Origin of the sequence: Paenibacillus sp. cl130 (genome assembly GCF_900116035.1) — a bacterium.
GTDB lineage: Bacteria > Bacillota > Bacilli > Paenibacillales > Paenibacillaceae > Paenibacillus > Paenibacillus polymyxa_B.
Genome location: NZ_FOYG01000002.1, coordinates 1 through 22,333, shown reverse-complemented (window position 1 = coordinate 22,333; position 22,333 = coordinate 1). Strand labels below are relative to the sequence as shown.

26 protein-coding genes and 2 pseudogenes are annotated in these 22,333 nt (G+C 43.9%); 23 read left to right on the top strand and 5 right to left on the bottom strand.

Annotation, left to right across the window (positions count from 1 at the left end):
• Window positions 1-12 precede the first annotated feature (12 nt).
• The 12 genes and pseudogenes from BM358_RS06460 to BM358_RS06405 form a co-directional block, all read left to right on the top strand.
• Window positions 13-864 carry a class I SAM-dependent methyltransferase gene (locus BM358_RS06460; protein ID WP_028540709.1) on the top strand — a complete coding sequence of 284 codons (852 nt, stop codon included), beginning with the start codon at window positions 13-15 and terminating at the stop codon, window positions 862-864.
• Entirely contained in the window at window positions 848-1,828 is a 981-nt protein-coding gene (gene miaA / locus BM358_RS06455; protein WP_023989044.1) for a tRNA (adenosine(37)-N6)-dimethylallyltransferase MiaA, read from the top strand. The genes BM358_RS06460 and miaA overlap by 17 nt, the downstream gene beginning before the upstream one ends.
• Before the next feature lie 20 nt (window positions 1,829-1,848).
• Window positions 1,849-2,094 carry an RNA chaperone Hfq gene (gene hfq, locus BM358_RS06450; protein WP_023989043.1) on the top strand — a complete coding sequence of 82 codons (246 nt, stop codon included), beginning with the start codon at window positions 1,849-1,851 and terminating at the stop codon, window positions 2,092-2,094.
• Between the two features lie 190 nt (window positions 2,095-2,284).
• Window positions 2,285-4,945: a PBP1A family penicillin-binding protein gene (locus BM358_RS06445; RefSeq protein ID WP_028540710.1), complete on the top strand. Its 2,661-nt coding sequence runs from the start codon at window positions 2,285-2,287 to the stop codon at window positions 4,943-4,945.
• 164 nt (window positions 4,946-5,109) lie between these two features.
• The gene (locus BM358_RS06440) at window positions 5,110-5,667 is read left to right on the top strand and encodes a ribonuclease FAU-1 family protein (RefSeq protein ID WP_028540711.1); all 558 of its coding nucleotides are present in this window, start codon (window positions 5,110-5,112) and stop codon (window positions 5,665-5,667) included.
• A complete protein-coding gene (locus BM358_RS06435) occupies window positions 5,664-6,359 on the top strand; it encodes a YdcF family protein (protein ID WP_023989041.1) in 696 nt (231 codons plus the stop codon). Before BM358_RS06440 ends, BM358_RS06435 begins: the two co-directional genes overlap by 4 nt.
• A gap of 115 nt (window positions 6,360-6,474) precedes the next feature.
• Window positions 6,475-7,458: an AAA family ATPase gene (locus BM358_RS06430; RefSeq protein ID WP_025718768.1), complete on the top strand. Its 984-nt coding sequence runs from the start codon at window positions 6,475-6,477 to the stop codon at window positions 7,456-7,458.
• Between the two features lie 113 nt (window positions 7,459-7,571).
• The gene (gene hflX, locus BM358_RS06425) at window positions 7,572-8,858 is read left to right on the top strand and encodes a GTPase HflX (protein ID WP_023989039.1); all 1,287 of its coding nucleotides are present in this window, start codon (window positions 7,572-7,574) and stop codon (window positions 8,856-8,858) included.
• 111 nt (window positions 8,859-8,969) lie between these two features.
• Window positions 8,970-10,223, top strand: coding sequence for a methionine gamma-lyase family protein (locus BM358_RS06420; RefSeq protein ID WP_023989038.1), 1,254 nt, complete (start codon window positions 8,970-8,972; stop codon window positions 10,221-10,223).
• Window positions 10,224-10,306: 83 nt separating this feature from the next.
• Window positions 10,307-10,720 (top strand): MerR family transcriptional regulator, encoded by a 414-nt coding sequence (locus BM358_RS06415; protein WP_007430683.1) that lies wholly within the window; start codon window positions 10,307-10,309, stop codon window positions 10,718-10,720.
• Window positions 10,721-10,837: 117 nt separating this feature from the next.
• Window positions 10,838-12,166, top strand: a complete 1,329-nt coding sequence (gene glnA, locus BM358_RS06410) for a type I glutamate--ammonia ligase (protein ID WP_013310575.1) — start codon at window positions 10,838-10,840, stop codon at window positions 12,164-12,166.
• A gap of 214 nt (window positions 12,167-12,380) precedes the next feature.
• A pseudogene (locus tag BM358_RS06405) lies at window positions 12,381-12,515 on the top strand (DNA polymerase III subunit beta); the annotation flags it as partial.
• A 229-nt stretch (window positions 12,516-12,744) separates the two neighbouring features.
• On the opposite strand, the gene BM358_RS26725 reads toward BM358_RS06405, so the two are convergent.
• The gene (locus tag BM358_RS26725) at window positions 12,745-13,101 is read right to left on the bottom strand and encodes a DUF6199 family natural product biosynthesis protein (protein ID WP_231517128.1); all 357 of its coding nucleotides are present in this window, start codon (window positions 13,099-13,101) and stop codon (window positions 12,745-12,747) included.
• Window positions 13,085-13,519 (bottom strand): hypothetical protein, encoded by a 435-nt coding sequence (locus BM358_RS06390; RefSeq protein WP_023989036.1) that lies wholly within the window; start codon window positions 13,517-13,519, stop codon window positions 13,085-13,087. The genes BM358_RS26725 and BM358_RS06390 overlap by 17 nt, the downstream gene beginning before the upstream one ends.
• A gap of 471 nt (window positions 13,520-13,990) precedes the next feature.
• Between BM358_RS06390 and BM358_RS06385 the strand changes: the two genes are divergently transcribed.
• From BM358_RS06385 to BM358_RS26720, 5 genes are all read left to right on the top strand, one after another.
• A complete protein-coding gene (locus BM358_RS06385; protein WP_023989035.1) occupies window positions 13,991-14,188 on the top strand; it encodes a hypothetical protein in 198 nt (65 codons plus the stop codon).
• Between the two features lie 123 nt (window positions 14,189-14,311).
• Window positions 14,312-14,587 (top strand): hypothetical protein, encoded by a 276-nt coding sequence (locus BM358_RS06380; RefSeq protein ID WP_023989034.1) that lies wholly within the window; start codon window positions 14,312-14,314, stop codon window positions 14,585-14,587.
• Window positions 14,588-14,617: 30 nt separating this feature from the next.
• Window positions 14,618-14,830, top strand: coding sequence for a hypothetical protein (locus tag BM358_RS06375; protein ID WP_028540714.1), 213 nt, complete (start codon window positions 14,618-14,620; stop codon window positions 14,828-14,830).
• Between the two features lie 151 nt (window positions 14,831-14,981).
• The gene (locus BM358_RS26380; RefSeq protein WP_155613684.1) at window positions 14,982-15,152 is read left to right on the top strand and encodes a hypothetical protein; all 171 of its coding nucleotides are present in this window, start codon (window positions 14,982-14,984) and stop codon (window positions 15,150-15,152) included.
• A 170-nt stretch (window positions 15,153-15,322) separates the two neighbouring features.
• Entirely contained in the window at window positions 15,323-15,448 is a 126-nt protein-coding gene (locus tag BM358_RS26720; RefSeq protein WP_023989030.1) for a hypothetical protein, read from the top strand.
• A 61-nt stretch (window positions 15,449-15,509) separates the two neighbouring features.
• Here BM358_RS26720 and BM358_RS06370 read toward each other — a convergent pair whose 3' ends face one another.
• Complete coding sequence (locus tag BM358_RS06370) at window positions 15,510-15,836, bottom strand: hypothetical protein (protein ID WP_023989029.1); 327 nt, start codon at window positions 15,834-15,836, stop codon at window positions 15,510-15,512.
• Window positions 15,837-15,971: 135 nt separating this feature from the next.
• Between BM358_RS06370 and BM358_RS06365 the strand changes: the two are divergent.
• The 5 genes and pseudogenes from BM358_RS06365 to BM358_RS27135 all read left to right on the top strand — a co-directional run bounded on the left by BM358_RS06365 (window position 15,972) and on the right by BM358_RS27135 (window position 18,462).
• A pseudogene (locus tag BM358_RS06365) lies at window positions 15,972-16,610 on the top strand (hypothetical protein).
• A gap of 231 nt (window positions 16,611-16,841) precedes the next feature.
• The gene (locus BM358_RS06360) at window positions 16,842-17,150 is read left to right on the top strand and encodes a YdcF family protein (protein ID WP_256253344.1); all 309 of its coding nucleotides are present in this window, start codon (window positions 16,842-16,844) and stop codon (window positions 17,148-17,150) included.
• 56 nt (window positions 17,151-17,206) lie between these two features.
• Entirely contained in the window at window positions 17,207-17,662 is a 456-nt protein-coding gene (locus BM358_RS06355; RefSeq protein WP_023989026.1) for a DinB family protein, read from the top strand.
• 481 nt (window positions 17,663-18,143) lie between these two features.
• Window positions 18,144-18,284 carry a hypothetical protein gene (locus tag BM358_RS27140; protein ID WP_371263066.1) on the top strand — a complete coding sequence of 47 codons (141 nt, stop codon included), beginning with the start codon at window positions 18,144-18,146 and terminating at the stop codon, window positions 18,282-18,284.
• A complete protein-coding gene (locus tag BM358_RS27135; protein WP_370671133.1) occupies window positions 18,238-18,462 on the top strand; it encodes a DNA methyltransferase in 225 nt (74 codons plus the stop codon). Before BM358_RS27140 ends, BM358_RS27135 begins: the two co-directional genes overlap by 47 nt.
• Window positions 18,463-18,578: 116 nt before the next feature.
• On the opposite strand, the gene BM358_RS06345 is transcribed toward BM358_RS27135, so the two are convergent.
• The gene (locus tag BM358_RS06345) at window positions 18,579-19,136 is read right to left on the bottom strand and encodes a MepB family protein (RefSeq protein WP_049828348.1); all 558 of its coding nucleotides are present in this window, start codon (window positions 19,134-19,136) and stop codon (window positions 18,579-18,581) included.
• Between the two features lie 482 nt (window positions 19,137-19,618).
• Here BM358_RS06345 and BM358_RS06335 point away from each other — a divergent pair, with 482 nt between their 5' ends.
• Window positions 19,619-20,380: a collagen-like protein gene (locus BM358_RS06335; RefSeq protein ID WP_028540716.1), complete on the top strand. Its 762-nt coding sequence runs from the start codon at window positions 19,619-19,621 to the stop codon at window positions 20,378-20,380.
• 789 nt (window positions 20,381-21,169) lie between these two features.
• Here the strand turns inward: BM358_RS06335 and BM358_RS27130 are convergent.
• Window positions 21,170-21,412, bottom strand: a complete 243-nt coding sequence (locus tag BM358_RS27130) for an IS3 family transposase (protein ID WP_091002005.1) — start codon at window positions 21,410-21,412, stop codon at window positions 21,170-21,172.
• Window positions 21,413-22,333: the final 921 nt, after the last annotated feature.

Genomic DNA, 22,333 nt, shown 5'->3' with positions numbered 1-22,333 from the left:
GGGAGTATATATATGTTGCAGGATCGGGAAAACCGTGAAGAAGAAGAGCGGTCGAGGCTACGGGAGAAGCAAGTCGAATTACTGGTCACGACAGGGGATTCCCCCTCGGCAGAGGTTATGGAGCGAGCGAAGCTGCTTGCAGCCGAGTTAGGGGTGCTGTATGCCCCTCGTCGTGGCATATCGGTAGCTAAGCTAATTGCGGCTCACAGAGTCCGTCAAGCGTTGGTTCTGGTGCAGGGCGGAGTGAGGCTGATTAGTCCAGAACAATCACCGATGGTTTTTCACCCGAGTATGGGCTTCATTCGCGCCAAACGAGTATTAAAGGGTGAACCTGACCCGATGTTGACGGCTGCCCGGATCGTCCCGGGTGATATTGTGCTGGATTGCACCGCAGGACTTGGTACGGATTCTCTTCTATTTTCAATTGGAACGGGAAGCTCTGGACAAGTCACGGCTGTGGAGAGTTCTTTCCCCGTCTATGCTTTAATCAAGGATGGAATGAGGCATTACCGTTCCGGCAACGCTGAAGTAGATCAGGCCTTTTCCAACATTGACGTTCGTTTTGGTCATCATTTGGACTATTTGCGTAGTTTGCCGGATCGCAGTATAGATATTATTTACTTTGACCCTATGTTCCGTGATCCGTTGCTCGATTCCAGCGCAATCGGTCCATTGAGAGGGCTGGCTAACCCAGACGCGTTGAGTGAGGAAAGTATTATTCATGCGAAACGGATTGCACGAAAAACAATTGTATTAAAAGAAAAACGGGGTAGCGGGGAATTTGCCCGCCTCGGCTTCCGTGTGGAGCAGCGGGGCACAACGAAAACAGTGTACGGAGTGATTGATATTGACAGTGGCACCTAAGCCTAAACTACTTGTTCTTGTTGGCCCGACTGCGGTTGGCAAGACGAAACTAAGCATCGAGATGGCTCGACAATTTGACGCAGAAATTATTTCCGGGGATTCCATGCAGGTATACCGTCGTATGGACGTTGGAACCGCCAAAATTTCCGAACAGGAAATGGAAGGAATCAAGCACCATTTAATTGATATTCATGAGCCTGAATACCCATATTCAGTAGCCCAATTTCAGGAAGACTGTCGTCGTCTCATACCTGATATTCAATCTAGAGGAAAGCTACCGTTTATCGTAGGCGGAACAGGTTTATATGTAGAATCAGTCTGCTATGAATACCAGTTTTCCGAGGTAGGGGCTGACGAAGCTTTTCGTCAGGAACAGCTTGACTATGCCGAACAGTTTGGAGCTGAGGCGCTTCATGCGCGACTACAGGCGGTTGATCCCGAAAGTGCACTTCGTTTGCATCCTAATGATCGTCGTCGTGTCGTTCGGGCACTCGAAATTTACCATGTTAGCGGAACGACACTTAGCTCTCAACTTGCCAGTCAAAAAAAGGAATCTCCCTACCAACTCTGCATTGTAGGTTTGACAATGGATAGGCAAATGCTATATAAACGTATTGAAGACCGAATTGACGGGATGCTCGATCAAGGGCTTGTTGCTGAGGTAACCTCCTTAATGGAACGGGGAGTGCGAAGCGATGCCATCTCCATGCAAGGTCTAGGCTATAAAGAGATATCCTCCTACCTGCGGGGAGAAGTGTCTTTGGAAGAGGCGGTGACTTGGCTAAAACGGGATACGCGTCATTTTGCGAAGCGACAGCTCTCGTGGTTTCGCCATATGAAGGATATCCAGTGGGTAGATGTCACTGATTTCGGAAATTTTTCTGCTCATGCAGCCCGAATACACGAAATTATAGCAGGAAAGTTCCGGACAGACCTTGAATATACTTCAAAACAATCCAAATGATTATTGGGGGTACGGCTAAAATGAACAAGTCCATTAATATCCAAGATACGTTTCTGAATCAATTGCGCAAGGATTCTATACCTGTAACGGTATACCTCATCAATGGATTTCAGGTGCGAGGGACGATTAAAGCATTTGACAATTTTACGATTGTTATCGACTCGGATGGAAAGCAACAGCTGATTTACAAGCATGCCATCTCCACCTTTACACCGCAACGCAATGTATCGCTTGTACAGCAACAGGATAACGCTAGCGATAACTGATTACGGCTTGACGGTCGCCCGGGTTCATGAAACTTTTCAGGCGCCCGTCTCGTCTAACTGTATAGGAATGTGACCGGGAGCAACCTGATCAGGGTTGTTCTTTTCATTCCGTTTACTTTCATGCTGCCGACAGCAAGCTTTAAGCTTATGTTAGGTATCATATGATTATTCGCGAAAGGGAGTCAGGGGAATGCCAAACGATTCATTGTCCAGATCCGGCAATCGCAATAGAAACACATCTAAAGAGAAGCCGAAGGGCAAGAAAAAGAAAATAACAGGTAAGCGAGTGGGGTGGACGCTATTTATTACAGCGGCGTTAGCCATATTTTGCGCACTTGGTGGATACTTATTTGTCATGGTTAATGGCGAAAAAATTTACAAAGCCAACAAGGACAAAATTACAGTGAACGAGACATCGAAGGTTTATGACCGCAACGGTGTGCTCATGGGTGAGTTGTCTGTGCAAAAAAGCGATCCTGTCAAAAGTGAAGAAATTCCACCGCTGCTCAAAAAAGCATTTATCGCAACCGAGGATAAGCGTTTTATGGAGCATCAAGGGGTTGATATTTGGTCTATCGGCCGGGCAGCCGTTAAGGATATCGTGGCCCGTTCGGCAGTGGAGGGTGGCAGTACGCTGACTCAGCAGCTGGCCAAAAACTTGTTTTTGACACGTGACAAAACCTTTTTCCGTAAAGCGACAGAGGTATCCATCGCAATGGCGCTGGAGCGGAATTTGACTAAAGATGAAATTATTACACTCTACCTGAACCGGATTTGGTTTGGACGCTCGTATTCTGGAATTAAGGCAGCGTCGGAAGGCTATTTTGGGCAAACGGATTTGAATAAATTAAAATTGTGGCAGGTCGCTACACTGGCAGCTATTCCAAAAGGGCCATCCAAGTATAATCCGATTAGTAACCCAGAAAACTCAAAGGCCCGGCGTGCTGTGGTTCTCCAGCTGATGTTTGAGCAGGGAATGATTGGAAAGCAGGAGATGGAAGAGGCCAAGGCTGTAAATTACGATTACAAACAGCCGGAAAAAGTTCAAAAGTATCAAAATTTTATGGAATACGTCATGGATGAGGCAGAGGATGCGTTGCCAGGAGTTAGCGGTAATGATCTGATTATTGGTGGTTATAAAATTCATACCACAATGGATGCCCAGGCTCAAAATGCGCTGGATCAGGCGATGGCAGATGATGACATGTTCGAAAAAAGTCCGGACGATCAGCCTGTTCAAGCCTCGATGGTCATTATTAACAACCAGACAGGTGGAATTGCCGCGATGGCGCCCGGACGGGATTACAAAAAGGGAACCTTCAATCGTGCGACTCAGAGCCGCAGACAGCCAGGATCGGCATTTAAGCCGATTGTAGCCTATGCGCCAGCTCTTGAATCCGGTAAGTTTACGATGGATACCCCTTTGAGTAATGAACGCCAGAGTTTTAACGGATACAGTCCGAAAAACTTGCATGGTTACTCGTCAACCATCAGCATGCTCGACGCCATTACGAAGTCTGAAAATATTCCGCCTGTATGGTTGCTGAACCAAATCGGTGTGGAAAAAGGGGTTCAATTTGCCGAGAGCGTAGGCATTCCGATGGACAAAAATGATCACTCACTTGCTATCGCATTGGGTGGATTAAGCAAAGGAACGAATACCCTTGAAATGGCGCAGGCGTACAGCGCTTTTGCCAATAAAGGACAATTCCAAAAAGCTTATTCTATTAAGCAAATTAACAATAGTGATGATCAAGTTGTTTATACTCATGAAGAGGAAACTAAATCTGTAATGAGTGAAAAAACGGCTTATGAAATGACACAAATGATGCAAAATGTAGTCAATAGCGGTACAGGTCGCAAAGCACGTATTGACTGGCCTGTAGCTGGTAAAACGGGTACGACCCAAAGTGGAATTAGCGGTAACAGTGGTAACCGAGACATCTGGTTTGTCGGTTATACACCGGAATATACCGGAGCGGTATGGATGGGTTATGACAAGCCGGACAGCAAGCATATGCTGAGAAACTACAGTGGGCAGTCGGCAGCCTTTTTCGGAAGGGTCATGGGTGAAGCTCTCAAGGGACACCCGGTTACGCAATTCAGCGAGCCGAAGGGATATGAACCACCAGTTGAGCAGAAGCCAGAAGAGCCGGTTCAGGCTACCGCTCCGAGCGGACTGAGCGGGTCTTATAGTCAGGACACCCAAATTGTATCGTTATCCTGGACTGCGGCTACGGGGGATAATGTACAATACCGCGTGTATCGCAAGGGGACTTCCGATACAGGCTTTACGGCAATCATGGAGGCCATGAAGGGCACGAGTGGTGAAGACACGTCTCCTATAGCTGGAAACACGTATGAATATTATGTAGTAGCTTATGGGGCGGATGGTAAAGAATCCGAGGCTTCTAATACGATCCGTGTGGAAATTCCGGCTGAGACTACTCCGGTTGATCCACAGCCAGGGACTGATCCAAACGAGAATGGAACCTTACCGGATAATGGCGGGGCTACAGACGGACAAAACGGTACAGATCAGGGAAATACAACTCCTGGCGGTATCAATAACAATAATGGCTCAGGTCAGGTTCCGGCATCTCCTGGGGATACTAATGGGAATGGTGCTGGCGGCACAGGTAACAATAGTGGTAATTCCGGCAATGGAAACGATACTAATCAGGGAAATGGTCAGACTACTACACCGGATGCAGGTATTTCTGATGAAGATACTATGGTAAATCCAGAAAACACGGATGCATCTACGACTGAAGTCACAACGGATGGGACTCAAGAAGGCAATTCCAACGGTCATTCGAACTCCAATCGTGGACGTCACAATCGGAATTAGCAAGTATTGCTTTATGCAAGTTGAATTTGTTTCAAATCAAAGGTATTCTCAGTCCGTGAACTGGTCTGAGAATACCTTTTTTGCTGTTTTAAAGGGGTTCTTTTTGAGTGTACAGTTTAAATATGGTAAGCTGGTTTTACCAATGTTGGAGAGGAACATCATTTATGAAGCGCAAATTCGGAGACCGGGCCAACTGGCGCAGAATCACCAATCGCAAGTTTGCTTGCCGGTATGTAGAAAGTGACGCGTTTACAGGATATGTGACCCTGTATACAATTTTGAGTCTCAAGGAGCCGTTATGGAAAAGTTACGGTGGTCATACGTTTTGCATAGCCGATAAAGGATATTCCTGGCTGCAATATTATCCAAAAGGTGAGCACTACGTGGTGACTGCTATGTTTGACAATCGGGAGCAGATCGTTGAATGGTACATTGACACCTGCCGTAATCAGGGTGTGACCGATCAAGGAGTCCCATGGTTTGACGATTTGTATTTGGATGTTGTGGTGCTTAAAAACGGTGAAATCTTCCTAGTGGATGAGGATGAATTGGAGGAGGCGTTACAACGGGGGCATATCTCAACGCAAGAGGCAGAATTGGCTAACCGTACAGCGGCTGATGTGTTACATCAGATAGATGCCCACGTGTTCCCCTATTTTAAAATGTCACTGAAACACCGGTCAGAATGGTTTCACAACGGTGATTTCAAGAGAGAACGGTGAAAGTTTTGCAGTGGATTAAAGACACTGGGCCCAAACGTCCTGAGTTGAAAAGCAGGCAGAGTCGCCTTAAGAAAATATCTATGGTATCCAAGCGTCTTGTACTTTGTTTGATGATTTTCATTTTGGTCGGATTGGTATGGGCAGGTATCCGAGTGTGGAACATGAATACGGCTGCCTCTACCACTCCGCTCCAGCAAGTGCAAATTGGTATCGTACTAGGTGCTTCTATGTGGGGAGCTGAGCCCAGCCCTGGATTGAAGGAAAGGCTGGAAGAAGCCTTGCACTTATACCGCAACGGGACGGTACAGCGTCTAATTGTAAGTGGGGGACTGGATAAACCAGATTTTCCGTATACGGAGGCTGAGGGCATGCAACGCTATTTGGTAGATAAAGGGGTCCCTGTACAGCATATTGTGTTGGAAAACCATGCGACCAGTACTTACGAAAATCTGCTCTATAGCCAGCGCATTATGAAGGAATATGGATGGACCTCCACCGTGATCATTACACATAGCTATCATGGCCCTCGGGCGATGGAGATTGCTCAATTCTTGAATTTTGATCATCCTCAGATGGCTCTGACGGAATCCAAAGTGCTCAATATGCCAATTCATCAATCAAGAGAAGTATTGGCATACGCTAAATGGACGCTGCAACGGTGGTGGATCAGCGCTCAAACTTGGGTTGCCTGAATTTAAGAAAAGGCTTTGTGCACGTTCCCGTTGCTTTTATGCTAATAAGGACATGCCAGACCGAATACATTAATAGGGTAAGCTGTGCCTGAAGAAATGTTGAGGTGATGGATGCATGAACGGACGGGGAATCGCCGCGGGCAAGCGGTCGGAGGAGAGACCTTCCAGACAAATTAATGTCGTGCTGCGTAGCCCGGAGCCGATAGCTTCGGTGACTGTGGACGAGACGGAAGCAGTGGCTTCAACCAAGTCACAGGCGCTACCGCAGTATCTCAGTCTTTATCAGGAAATTCAGAAAGAACTCGATCATCTCGTCGGCTTGGATAACATCAAAGACCTGGTATTTGAGGTATATGCCTTTTTGCAAATCGCCCATATGCGCACGGATGCGGGATTGTTGAGCAATGCACACGTATATCACATGATTTTCAAAGGAAATCCAGGTACGGGGAAAACGACAGTAGCCCGCATTATCGCTAAAATGCTGCAAAAAATGGGGGTACTGAGCAAAGGTCATCTGATTGAGGTGGAGAGGGCTGATCTGGTCGGTGAGTATATTGGGCACACTGCACAGAAAACGCGAGATCTGGTAAAGAAATCTCTTGGCGGCGTGTTGTTCATTGATGAGGCTTACAGTTTGGCACGCGGAGGGGAAAAGGATTTTGGAAAAGAAGCGATTGATACCTTGGTAAAGTCCATGGAAGATCAAAAAAATCAATTTATTTTGATTCTCGCTGGATACTCGGGGGAAATGGACTTTTTTTTACGAACGAATCCTGGTCTTCCTTCTCGCTTTCCAATCCAGTTGGATTTTCCTGATTATACTGTAGATCAGCTTATCCAAATTTCCGAGATGATGGCCAAGGAGCGGGACTATATTCTCATGCCTCAGTCCATAATTAAAATGAAGGAGCATTTGCTAAACGAGCGTAATGACAGTCTTCATGCATTTAGTAATGCACGCTATGTTCGTAACGTGATTGAAAAAGCGATTCGGCACCAAGCTGTCAGGTTGCTCAATCAGTACCGGAGCGGGCAACCCGGCAAGCAGGAATTGATGACGCTGCGTCCAGAGGATTTGAAAATGGACAAAAGATAGGCGATAATAGGAATCTGAATCACATCGAATGGTATGACATCGAACGGGGGCCGGCCTGAACATCAGGTCGGTCTCTGTTCGAGAGTTGACATGAAAATAAAGGAGCAAACAATATGGCGAACTCCACTCATGATACACAAACTGAAATGCAGGACAAGGCGGTACTGGTCAGTCTGATTACGGATGAAGTCAAACGATCTGGCATCAATACGGAATACTCGTTGGATGAGCTGGTGAAATTGGCTGAGACAGCGGGAGTTGAAGTACTGAGCGTCCTGACACAGAATAAGGAAGCCAAGGATTCAAAATGGTTTATTGGCAAAGGAAAAGTAGAGGAATTGCGTGCAGTTGCTGAAGAATTGGGAGCGAATACAGCTATTTTTGATCAGGAGCTCTCGGGGGCCCAAGTACGGAATCTGGAAGAAAGTCTGGATCTCAAAATTATTGACCGGACACAGTTGATTCTGGACATTTTTGCTCAACGTGCAAAAACACGGGAAGGTATTATTCAGGTTGAACTGGCGCAGTTGTCATATTTACTCCCCCGTTTGTCTGGACATGGCAAAAATCTCTCGCGTCTCGGTGGCGGAATCGGAACACGTGGTCCTGGTGAAAGCAAGCTGGAGACAGACCGTCGTCATATTCGTGACCGAATCAGTGATCTGAAACGCCAACTGGAGGAAGTGACTCGTCACCGGTATTTGCACAGGGAGCGCAGACAAAAGAGCGGTATTGTTCAGGTTGCACTTGTTGGCTATACCAATGCGGGCAAATCGACGCTGTTGAAGCAACTGACAGCAGCCGATGTATATATTGAGAACCAACTGTTTGCGACGCTGGATCCTACCTCCAGAACAATGGAGCTACCGAGTGGAAAAGAAATTATTCTTACGGATACAGTCGGTTTTATCCAAAATCTTCCTCATGATTTGGTTGCTTCCTTCCGGGCTACTTTGGAGGAGGCGAATGAGGCTCATCTCATTTTGCATGTCGTGGACGCTTCCTCGGATATGCGAGACGAACAGATGAAAGTTGTAGAGACGATCTTGCAGCAGCTAGGGGCTGCGGACAAGCCTCAGATCGTATTATTTAACAAAAAAGATGCCTGTACCCCTGAGCAACTGGAAATGCTTCCTTCTGGGGAGGGCTATTTGAAAATTAGTGCTTTTGATGAAGGGGATTTGTTGCACATTCGTGAACTGATTCAAGAGCATCTGAGTGGGGATACGCTGAGATTCCGCATTCCTGCGGAACGTGGGGATTTAACCTCGGTGCTTTATCGAATCGGAGATGTACTGCTGACAGAGTATGATGGCAATGATGTTATTTATGAGGTTGAAATTCAAAGAGGCGAGTACGAAAAGTACGGTCATGCACTCAGCGAGTTCACAGAAGGTTAACATCTAATGATGTTTTTGGGTCAATAAAATGAAAATGCTCATCGTTCAAAGTGAACAATAATATAACATGAATAGCCTAAGGCTGCGTAAGAGAGAGGGTCAAGAAGGTAAATGGTAGTTTTTAGTCCAGAAATTCAGAAAATTCAGGAAACTGCAGAACATAAAATACAAGAACGTATACAGCACATAGATCATATTGTAGATTCAAATCAGTGGAAGGTAATTCAGGCATTCCAGCGGAAGCAAGTGAGCGATTTTCACTTTGCGGGTTCTACGGGATATGCTTACAATGATCGGGGACGTGAGGTGCTGGAAGAAGTCTATGCGGATGTGTTCGGTGCGGAGGCAGCGTTGGTGCGTCCGCATTTTGCCTCGGGTACTCATACAATTGCCACTGCTTTATTTGGTGTGCTGCGTCCAGGGGATGAACTGTTGTACATTACTGGGAGACCTTATGATACCCTCCACAAAGTGATTGGTAAGCCCGGCGACGGAACAGGATCATTGCAGGATTTTGGTGTTACTTATGGAGAAACCGCACTGACAGCGGAAGGTAAAGTGGACTGGGAAGCGGTGGAGGCTGCGATCTATGCCAATACCAAAGTGATCGGTATTCAGCGTTCACGCGGTTATGATTGGAGAGCTTCGTTTAGTGTAGCAGATATTGAAGAAATGACAGCACGTGTGAAGGAAATAAAACCTGACGTCGTTGTCTTTGTTGACAATTGCTACGGTGAATTTACCGAGAAGTTGGAACCTACTCAGGTAGGTGTCGATTTGATGGCAGGTTCGTTGATTAAAAATCCCGGTGGTGGCATTGCAGAAACGGGTGGATATATCTGCGGCAAACAAAAGTATGTAGAGCTAGCATCCTACCGATTAACTGCACCTGGAATCGGTGGAGAAGTAGGTGCCATGCTAGGTACTACACGAGGCATATTTCAGGGACTATTCCTTGCTCCAACACTGGTTGGGCAAGCGGTTAAAGGGAGCGTATTCGCAGCTGCGGTCTTTGAGGAGATGGGATTTGAGACCAAACCTGCCTGGCATGAAGAGCGTACGGATTTGATTCAGGCTATTTCTTTTAGTGGACCAGAGCATCTAATTGCTTTTGTACAGGGCATTCAGCGTGCAGCTGCCGTGGATAGCCATGTGGTGCCGGAGCCGTGGGATATGCCGGGTTATGAGCATCCAGTTATCATGGCTGCAGGTACGTTCATACAAGGGGGAAGTTTGGAACTATCTGCGGATGCTCCGATTCGTGAGCCTTATATTGGTTACATGCAAGGGGGCTTAACCTACTCTCATGTTAAATTTGGAGTGCTTATGGCTCTGCAAACGATGAAAGAACGTAAATTATTGTGAGTTTTTCTAACATGTCATTGACACTTTGCATCAGCTAAATGTACAATAAGGTGAATAATAGATCACTGGAAGGTTGATGACAAATGGGCGACGAAATTCGCAGAAATATGGCCTTATTTCCAATAGGTATTGTCATGAAGCTAACGGACTTGTCAGCACGTCAGATTCGTTATTATGAACAGCATAACTTGATAGTTCCTGCCCGTACATCGGGAAACCAACGTCTTTTTTCTTTTAATGACGTAGAGCGTCTGCTTGAAATTAAGGCGTTGATCGAGAAGGGTGTTAACATTGCGGGAATTAAACAAGTCATGAATCCGGTTACCAAGGAATCGGAGGAAGCTACGGTTATTACAGCAGATACGGAAGTCAAACGCCGTGAAATGTCCGATACTCAGCTTCACCGCTTACTGAAACAACAACTTGTTGCAGGCAAAAGACCAGGACAGGTATCCCTGATCCAAGGCGAATTATCACGGTTCTTCAATAAGAGATAATGCTTTGACTTACCTCCTGGTATAAGGTCGCTTTACTTTAAAACCCGGTCTCATCATTTAAGTAATTTATAGAACAGCCGATTCGTATATAGTCGTTACAGAAAGGGAGAGGTTAGAGTGAGTTATAGCAGAGAAGATATCCTTCGGATTGCGAAAGAAGAAAATGTTCGTTTTATTCGTTTGCAATTTACAGATTTGCTGGGCACTATTAAGAACGTTGAAATTCCGGTTAGTCAACTGGAAAAAGCATTGGATAATAAAATGATGTTTGACGGATCTTCCATAGAAGGTTATGTGCGTATTGAAGAATCTGATATGTATTTATATCCGGATTTGGACACTTGGGTTGTATTCCCTTGGGTAACCTCGGATCGTGTAGCTCGTTTGATCTGCGATATTTATAAGCCGGACGGAGTTCCGTTTGCAGGCGACCCGCGGGGTATCTTGAAACGTGTACTTAAGGAAGCAGAAGAGTTGGGATACACTTCGATGAATGTCGGACCAGAGCCTGAATTCTTCTTGTTCAAAACGGATGAAAAAGGCGAGCCGACTACAGAACTGAATGACCAAGGCGGGTATTTTGACCTGGCTCCGATGGATCTGGGTGAAAACTGCCGTCGTGAAATTGTACTTAAGCTTGAAGAGATGGGCTTCGAAATTGAAGCATCTCATCATGAAGTTGCACCTGGTCAGCATGAGATTGACTTTAAATATGCAGATGCAATTAAAGCTGCCGACCAGATTCAAACGTTCAAGCTCGTTGTTAAGACGATTGCTCGTCAGCATGGTTTGCATGCTACCTTTATGCCAAAACCTTTGTTTGGTGTAAATGGCTCCGGTATGCACTGCAATCAATCCTTGTTTAAGGATAATGAAAATGTATTTTATGATGAAACGGATGAACTCGGATTAAGCCAGACGGCCCGCCACTATATGGCTGGTATTCTTAAACATGCACGTGCAATGGCAGCGATCACGAATCCAACGGTAAATTCCTACAAACGTCTCGTACCAGGTTATGAAGCGCCTTGTTATGTGGCTTGGTCTGCAAGCAATCGCAGTCCAATGATTCGGATTCCCGCATCTCGTGGTCTGAGCACTCGCGTCGAAGTTCGTAACCCTGACCCGGCGGCGAATCCTTATTTGGCCTTGGCAGTGATGCTGAGAGCCGGTTTGGATGGTATCAAACGTCAGTTGGCTCTGCCAGCTCCGATTGATCGTAACATTTACGTGATGTCTGAGGAAGAGCGGATTGAAGAAGGCATTCCAAGTCTGCCTGCAGACTTGAAAGAAGCTTTGTCTGAGCTTATTCGGAGCGAAGTTATCTCTGACGCACTGGGCGACCATGCTCTGGCCTACTTCTATGAGCTTAAGGAAATTGAATGGGATATGTACAGAACCCAAGTGCATCAATGGGAACGGGATCAATATCTGACGCTTTACTAAAATGTGAAATCCCTTGGCGCGTGAGCGTTGAGGGATTTTTTTTGTGTGGCTAATCCATCCGTCATTTGAGACTAATTAGTTCTCCCCCATAATCTCCCCACAAAAAATATTATTGAAATAGACCCTCGGTAAAAGACTCATATTTCTCCATGCTATTCATCTCTATTTTTGGAAATGTGTGCATAAACGTAGGCTGTGAAAAAATTTCAAACTAACGTTGAATGCAAAATATGTGTTGGATGCCTTGAAAGTCTTAGAAAACGAAGTCATTACACTCGGGTATACTGGCTCTTCTAAGCTACTCACACTCCAAAGTGATGAGTCGAGTTTCTACATTGTTCTTCTTTAAAGGGGGCTGGTTAGATGAGTAAATACTATGCGAGAAAAATGATTTTTACTACTTACTACAGCGGCAGACTGATCTTTGAAGATTAAGGAAGTTCGATTGCTGAAAGCTATGGATAGGAGACAGATTTCTGTTTTTGAAAACGTGAGCAGTGACATTTTGGGAGTCGCTGCCAAACAGCAAGTGCCTTATGGATGTGGGTAATTTGAGGATTGAAAACAGATAGTAGAACTTACAGGAATATAACCAAAAGTCCACATGTTAAAAAGAAGAACCCAAAGAGAATCGATACAGAGCCTCTAAATTTCATGTCATCAATGTAAGCATCACTTGGTTCTGAGTCACCTTTGATCTTCCAGGCTTCGTTTGCACGCCATCCCCAGGTGGGATTTCGTTTACTTAAAATACCAAGCGAGAAAAAAACAATCGCAATAAAAATAAGCATGAATCCCATTGGATCAGCCCCTTTAAGTAAACTATACCAAAAAAGAACGACAGATGGAAAGTATCGTCCCTCAAGGACGGATAGAAGAAAAATAAGAGGGCTTTGCCCTCCATCTGAAGGTGTAATTTTAATCTGAATAGGCAACCGCGTTAAAACTTTCTATTCCTATTCGGGTAGCATCCGCTGTGCAAAATAGATATAAGGTATACACCAATTCATTTGATGGTGGTAGAGGGACATTGTAATCAGAAGCATTAATGGTGACGACCTGCACAGCGTTGGGATTTGCCTCGGAGACACTAACAGAGTAAAGGGCATAAGCAACAGGAGAGTCGAGAGTGCCTCTAACAATAGAAATAGCAATAACGGAGTCAAATGGTGGAGTAGTGGGAAATGAAAGCTCAGCAATCCCGGATAATTGTACACGCATATTTTCCCCAGCGCCCGTCACGTCTAAGCCAAGCTCTGCGATGGCTACAGGAGTATTGGCTGGCAAGGGAATTGAGATTGTATTACCATAGCTTGCATTTTGAGATGTTCGAGCATCTAACAATCTAGTCATTATCTCATCTCCTTTTTGATAGTTTATGCAGAAGATATTCAGTGTTGAGGGCTTGGTAGATATGCCTCTAAGCTAATGCGGTGTATTGCGTCATTATCGGCCCCGAAGGGTAGAGAGGAAGGATACAAGATGGAACTTAGCGAGAAACAGTTGGAGAGTGTGAGCACGCTTTGTGCTTAACTACAATATGAAGCCGACAAAAACAATTTTTACTGTGACACGGTCGATCGGTTTGGAATGATCTTGTTGCTAAAGGGTTAGCTACAAAACGAGGCGGATGGGATGAGAAAAGTGCATATTTTCGCCTGACATATGAAGATGCGAAGACCGTTTATACAAAGCCAATGCCATGAAAGTATTTTGGAGCATTGCATTAAAAAGTTTTGAACCCATAGGGGACAAGAAGGAGGGGCAACTTTCCATAAAGGAGAGAGACACAATGCATCCCCTATACCAAAGGAGAGATAACCCGTGAGTAAATACAAAGTGTATGAAACAGTAGCGGTGAGACAGTTGGTTTATCTAGAAGAATACGAAGGGAATAGAATGCGTGAGATCGGAGCGCAGATTCGGTCTGAAAAGCCCAATATGATCATAACCCCACAAGAAATAGAAGAATTAGGGGGATTAGAACTGATTGACATAGATATTAGACAAATATACCTATAATGAGCGATAAGCACAGTGAGGTAATACACCTCAAACGCTACATAGAGCGGTTTTACGTGGATGAGGTAGGGAGTAACCACCAATACAATACGCTCACCCAGGAACGTTGGAAGGATGATAGATATGAATGTGTGGCCGATATCGGCTATTAAACAAGATGGTAAGTCCAGATGTGCCAACTGCGGAAAGCCGATAAGCGAAGCTAGAGAAAAACTTACAGGCAGGTTATACGATGGGGAGTTTGCTTGCTGTCGGGAATGTGATGATGAACATGAAGAATTAGGCAGCAGCCCCATTGAACATGGGATAAGATATCGTGATTTGAATATTAAGCCTATACAGGGTGTCGGTCACACGGCACCAAAGGGAGAATATATAGATGAAAATCGTAGTGAATAATGAGCAGGAAGCGGACACGAATATTCGATCATGGACTTGATCAAATCAGAAAAGGAAAAACAAGAAGACACAGAAGACTTGCAAGGAGAAGATTTTCGCATTTTGGCAGAAGGATTATTTTGGTCAGAACTGCATATAGAGATTGATCGAAAAGAAGAAGAACTGAAATTTCGAAGACGACGATTGGGTGACAGGAGAATGCATACACTGTGGTACTCATACGACGGGAAACAATCGCGATGAAGATTAACCTATAGTGAGTGGAAAGCGATGGATTCTCCTGAATCGCGGGCTACTTGGCGATGCGAGGATTGTTACAATCGTCTATGTCCGTGCTGCTCAGAACGTCTTATAGGAGACGATGAAGACGACGAATGCTGGGGGAGGAACAACAATGACAGATAAACCAGACTGGGAAAAGCGAATGGATTACTGGATACTGGAAGCCGAAAAAGAAAAAAGTTGGGTAGATGATATAGAAAAACGGTTGTATTTTTCGAACACCGAAAATGAAATTATTGAAAGGAAACATAAAGGTACTCGTCGATACTCAAAAGGAATCTGAATCCCTAATACAACAAAGGATGCAGAGATAGCCAGACTAAACGGGTCACTCATGAAAGCCTTCCAGCTGTGGACTGATTATTTTAATGCACCGAACGCAGAGGGCAAAGCGTGTATTAATATCGAGTTATCTAAAGTGTTTGCGAATGCGGCGGTCAAGGAGGATGCCACATGATACGCGCATATACCACTATATTAGCTGCTGTACTGTTGTTTATAGGTGTAGTACAAGTAGATAGGTATATGTTGATTGAGACTGTGCCGGCAAGCGAGGTGAGGATTAAATATGGCAAATAATAACGATGAAAAAAGTAAGCACCTTTGAAAAAAAGTGCTTACTTTAAAGTTAGTTTTATTATTAAGGGAATATTTTGTAAATGTAGCCTTGATATAATGGGCATACTTTGTTGTTGCCTTTTTGTTGCCATTTATATAAATTAATATTTCCTCCAAATCCTCCTGTCATGTAAAATTTTTGAGTTGGAACTGTCGATTTCATATCCTCTTTAACTGTTGCACCTCTGATGCCACTTACCCATTTTTTGTTCCCTTGAGGCGGATCATATGGTGACTGAGAAGAAATATTTGCTGAAGTTGGGGCTTGTTCTGCAAAACCTAAAGACGGTACAGACAATGCCCCAAGAAGAACTGTGCCAGCAGCCAAAGCAATAATAGATTTTCTCAAAAGTAAAGCCTCCTTAGTTTGTTTTCTTCGTATGCAAACTATGGTGTAAGGTAATTATAGTGTTTTGATTTACATATATCTACCAAAAATAACGATTTCACCAAATTATCACATTATATAAAGGAATGATAAACGATGAATGACGATCAAATGTGTATAGTTAATAGTCTTGAAGATGACTCTTCTGATACACAAAAGATAATCCAGGTAAACTTTTTTTCGGACATTGAGCAGGAAGATATTCGAAAAACAAAGTGGCTTCTTAGTAAGTATGTTGATATGATCGAGGTGATCAAAAACTATGAGTTTGCTCTCCAGTAGATTGAAAACGGAATGTATGCGTATGAGTTACTTTCCGCCGAGGGGGCAATTGCAAAACGAGAGTCAGGTCAGGAGTTAACGGCAGGTGTAACAGCAAACGCTGTAATCCTAAAGGACAAACGGCATATGAATTACAAATTCTATCAATTCATCACAAACAATGTCCGCTTCGCCGTAAACAACATGAGGGATCCACACGAGGGACTTGCTGCTAAGCTGCTGTTCATAGACGGTAAAAAATACCTCAAGGCCCAGCAGTATATGGAGAAGGGATACAGAAAAGATGTGCCTAGTATCTCAGCCACGACATTTGCAGTTAAACGACGACGAGCGATTGTAAATATAGCAAACAGTCTTAAAATTAATCGGACTTTGGATTTTGTGGTTATTGACTATGGTCGGGGCCGCAACAAGGAAGGTGAAATCGGACTTAGGATGCCAGAAGTAAATTAGACCGTAAGGGCTTAAGCCTTTGCGGTCTTTATTGAGGTGTCAGAAGAAAATAAAGTAATAGTCTTACGATGTTTCATTAAGCTAACGGTCAGGAAAATTTAACCAAAAAGAGAATAGATAGTCTTTGAATACTTCGAAAATACCGGATTCCAGAGGCGTTAATACTGAGGAGTTCTTCATATGTCATTCCCCTTTGAATGTATTAGTAATTTTATGTTTTTCTAAACGGAGTTGGAACAGTCAGACATTATATTAATTCCAGAAGCAAGTCATCCACAATTAATGGAAAGAGTCGCAACATTGTACCATAGCGGTATCGCTCAATTTATTCTACCTTCTGGTGGTACGATCCCTCATGTAGAAACAGCCGAATGGGAGTTTCTAAAAAATGTCGGGGTAGCGTTAGGAGTACCTTCAGAATCATTACTTAAAGAAGATAAAGCAACTAATACCTTTGAAAATGTACGTTTCTCCTTGGAAGTGTTACAGCAACAAGGAATTCATCCAAAAAAGGTTGTTTTAGTTCATTCAAATGATTAAACTAACGAATAACAGTAGGTTCAAGTAATCGATGAAACGAAGAGGGGGGAACCGAAATGAAGACGATCAAGTGCATGATGGACCACCTGTACTGGGCGGACGAACGCATCTTGGACGTGCTTGAGAAGAGTGAGGTGAAGAACAAGGACCTTCTGAAGCTGGTTCGGCATGTCGCGGTCGCGGAACGAGTCTGGCTGTCCCGATTGCAGGGCAAGGGCAGCGCGCAATATTCGTTGTGGGAGGAAGCGGAAGACCTGACGGCGATCCGGACGATGTTCGAAGAAAACGCCGAGCAATATCGCGTCTATATCGAAGGGTTCGAGGAATCCGAGTTGGACGAGATGATCGACTATGCGAACCAGAGCGGGGTTCCGTTCCGAACGTCCGTCCGGGACATCCTGTCGCAGGTCCTCTTACATGGGCAATATCACCGGGGGCAGATCAACCGGGCACTTCGGATCGAATCGGCAGAGCCTGCCCAAGTCGATTACATCACGTTCGCGAGGCTCTAACAGGGCTAATAATCACCATTACTCGGAATGGGATTGGTATTGAACTAACGGGACACGTTAGTTTAATGGAACAGCGACAGTCTAGGACCTTTATTTTTTCATCCTTGGTTGTCGCTGTTCTAATTTCTAAGGTCAGTCTAAAACTTATTTTATGGAGTTTTCTTCGAACAATAAAGTTGTGTACTAGCGAGTCAACTACAATTATTTTCCCCTGTGCGATATACAATAAAGTTGTGTACCAAAATCCAATATTTGCGATTTATATTTTTTTTAATATTCTAAAAATATGTACGTTAAACCCTTATAAATATGTTCTCCTGTCTTTAACTTTTCAAATATTTCTTTACCATAATACCGCTCTCTATTTAAACCAAAGCAGCCGTCCTGATTTTAGCAAAGCCTGATGACACTTGTTCATCAGGCTTTTGTTTCTACTAAGAAACATACTTTTGTTATTGTAGAAAGAAAATTTGAGGATGCTATGAATGCTGCTTCCTTTGGTTGGGCACAGTATCGTTTTAAACATGAGCCGATCTTTTACGCTCATCTGAAAAGCAAGGCTCCAGCCCGATACGGTGATCGGAACACAGACTACGGTATGGAAGGCTGGTCTTCCTGTTGAGGAACCGCTGCCTAGGACAGTATGGGAAGTTTCACGGGGCAATGTAAATAAGTATGTTCACCCCACTCAGATGCCCCTTGATCTACTAGCTATTCCCATTATGAATAGTAGCCAGCTTAGTGGCGTAGTTGTCAATTTCTTTGGCGGCAGCGGCTCTACCCTTATGGCCTGTGATTAGCTTGACCGCTGTTGCAGGACCATGGAACTGGACCCGGTATTTTGTGATGTGATTAAAATGCGATATCAGCAGGCAACCGGCATGGAGCCGGTACGTCTTTCTAATGTTGCAACACATTATTCTAAATCGTAAAGTACGTTTGCACGAGAAATGTCTATTGGTTCGTTTACAGGTATGTTAAGAAAATACTTTAACTGCCATGTCTGAGTTTTTTGAGCCTGGAGGCTTGTAGGCGTGTCCCATGGTGGATAAATACGTATTGCTCTTTTACCACCTTCACCTTTGTTAGATAATATTTTATGTTTAATCAGAATGGATTTTGGGAATACAAATTGCCCCAAGCTACTGTCTTTACGTGCACTAATAACCAAAAAGTCGATTGGATCTGATACGTCATAGGGTTGTATTGGTCCATCCCCAATTCTCTTATATATAGTCACAAATTGCCCGATCTTTTTTGGAGTTGTCTTTGCAATACGGAATCGTATAGAGTGGGCATTTAAATTAAAGAAGTAGGCCCCATAGTCAGCGTTTTGTTTTTCTGGAATTGGTCCAGTACATTTAAAATTGCATGGATTATAAACTGAAACTTTAGCGGCAAGCAGGTCGGTATGAATCTTATCAGATGCTGTCCAAGAATTTTGGTCACCAGAAGATATTTCTTTGTTAACCATTGTTATTTATTCTCCCCCATATATAAAACCGTTGTTTAACGTAGCATTCACTATATTAATGTAACCGCAGATGGTTCACAAGTTTGTGTATATTCTGCCTAGTATAAATAAAAAGGGAGACGTGTGAACGTCTCCCCAATGACAATGGGACAGACAACGAATAGCAAGAGACACTACTACAGCGCGAAATAGAGTTCGTCGAGGGTATCCTTGATCAATGGTACAGTACCGAAAGATTGTTAAGGCTGGTATAGCTCAGTGGGTCAAAGACCTACAGGCTAGAAATATAAAAATGCAGATAGTGCAGAATCTGGATCGGTTGATTGAACTGGATATAAGCTTCAGAAGGATGAGCTGTAATAATGCTAACACGATAGAGTCAGACCTATGCCTATTTTCCCAAGATGAAGTCAACAGCCCAATCTTTTTGGTTAATTGCACAATAAACTACTTTGACTAGACTTTGGAGGTGATCATTAAATATGTTTCGACATTATTATTGGCAAAAGAAAATGCATCGGAGAAAATTTAGAAGATGTGTAGTTAAAAAAGTCAAAGTTTTACCGAAAGTTATTGTTAAAGGGATCCGAGGACCTCAAGGACCTCAAGGACCTCAAGGACCTCAGGGACTGCCGGGTCCACAGGGAGTTCCAGGCGCTCAAGGCCAGCAAGGGCTACAAGGTTTTCAAGGAATTCCTGGACCAACAGGACCAGCAGGAGCAGTAGGTCCAGCAGGACCAGTGGGACCGGCAGGAGCGATAGGACCAGCAGGACCAGCGGGAACGGTAGGGGCGGTAGGACCAGCAGGAGCAACGGGGGCAACAGGGCCTGCTGGCGCCGGGATATCAGACTTCTTAAGTGTTTTCCGAGCAGATCCTGGTACGGGAACTGACACAGTTCCGGGTAACTCACCAATTACCTTTACTGGAGTTTTGGCTAATGTTGGTGGTGCATTTACTTTCACTCCTCCATCTCCAACGATAACAATCAACGAAACGGGGAGCTATCTAATAGATTTTACAATTCATAACCAAGGCAATGCTGACTTTAACCTTACTGTAAATGGATTCCCTGTTACCCCAGTACCTTTCACGGGTAACGGTGGCGGACCAACTTCGGCAGAAGTCATTATTACTGTAGGGGTCGTTCCTACAACTATTCAATTAGTAAATGCAAATGCAACCCCAGCCCAACTTCATAACTTTACCAATACTACTCTTACTATATTAAAGTTGACTGTTTAAGCCATTCTTAATGATATATAGAACATTATATGTAGCCGCTTTAGAAAAGACTGTACGATTTCACATCGTCAGTTTGTCTAATTACACCCAAAGTGAGCAGACGTATTTATGGGGATTGTGTAGCATGGCAAGAGAACGTAGTGGTAGTAATAAGATCCATTAAACATTACCATTACTCCAAAGCCTATCTTTAAAGTTAAAATGGAAAGTCCGTAGTAACATGGTAAAAAGCAATGATATTATTCAGACATAGAAATATGAATGCTAAGAAGGTCAGGAAACTTTTCCTACCTTCTTTTTTGTTGTGACAAAATAGGAACTATTGCTTTGATCCGTCAGGTACGACAACTCATAAGCGGCAATCAATATAAATTTTCTTTTTCGATTGGTTGCGAAAAATGGGAAGCTACAGAAGAACGGGCCGAGGTCGATTGGCCTAAAGTTTAGGCATTGCATAAGGAAGCCTTTAATCTTGTGTTGGTAGAAGGACTGACGGAGGATGAATACGAGAATGTAGACGAAGAGGGCATTAAGGAGTTGGACGGCCTCTTAGAACGATTTCTATAAGGAGTCGTTTCCACCTGATGGAGATTATGAGCCTGACGACGAAGAAGGCCAAGAACAGAAACCGGGAATTCGAAATCATTCTCCACGGTGGTAAGGTGGAAAATAAAAAGCCGAAGAAGGTCAAGTCGCTATCTAATCTTGGTTTCTTCGCAAAGTAAATTAAGAAGCATCCGCAATCATGAAGTGACCCCTGTCAAGCAGACAGCTATCAAAAAGCAATAATTAAGCAGCCTGAGTACTGTATTCATAAGGAGTCAGGTTGTTTAGTTTCTCATGAAAGCGTTCATGGTTGTAGAAATGGATATACTTCTGGATGGCATGCTCCACCTGTTGAGCTGAGGCGAGAGGGATATTGAAATCCTTGGTCGCTATGCAGTAACACCTCGCGCGTCCTGTCGTTTCCTTGCCTTTTTCACCGTATCTAACACCAGGCTCAAATCTTTCTGCGGCTGATCTGGTAGGCAACCATTACGTTGTTAAGAAGATCCTGAATCGTGGAAAGGTAGAGTCTCTGTCCATTGAACATGAGGTAAGTGATGTCCGTTACCCACTTTTGATTCGGCTGGTCAGTCTTAAACTCCCGGTTCAGATGATTGCCAGAAACAACGTAGGCTACTTTCTTGCCATAGTAGTACGATGCTATGTCCCTTACTAAGCAATTCTTGGATCACCGCAAACTTTTTACTCTTGGGTACAGCATCCATTCCTCCGTTCACATTTGCAAGAGCTTTTTTAGCATTTCATTTTCCGCTTCGAGGCGTTTCAGCTTGACCTCCGGATATTCGGGTCGTGTTCGAGGTCTGCCGATGCCTGGCCCGTTTGCTTTGCCTCGTTTTTCCTCTAGACCATTAACTAACTTATCTTCTCTTAGAAAAGGAAACCGGGATCGGCAGGAATACATGGATCTGGCGTATACCTGGAGCAATCCATGATTTAAACAAGCGAATCCCAAGGACTATCGGATTAACAGAAAATGATGATGTATACTTTCCAAATATTGAAGAAATCTTTGAAGTTTACAAAAATGACAAGAACAAAATATTTAACGAGCTTCACTTCATCGAAGCAACTTTCATTGAGCATTATAATGAGGCTAAGAGTCTAAAAGAGGAGCTTAATCAGCCTAAAGATAATTTGATTATGCTTGATAATAAAAACAGAAAACATACGAGTTTGGAAAATTTGGGGAGCTATATTTGAAACTGAGGAATCTAATCCTGCGAAAAAAAATTTAACCTTTCAAACATGAAAAACAGGTTTAGCCATATATTCAAAAAGGACCGATAGGTCCTTCAGGCTGTCGAGAAAGTCTCGACAGCTATTTTTATGTTGATTTTGTTTAAGACGACAGCGCGTTAATGTTGTATAATATAGGTAACTATTGTA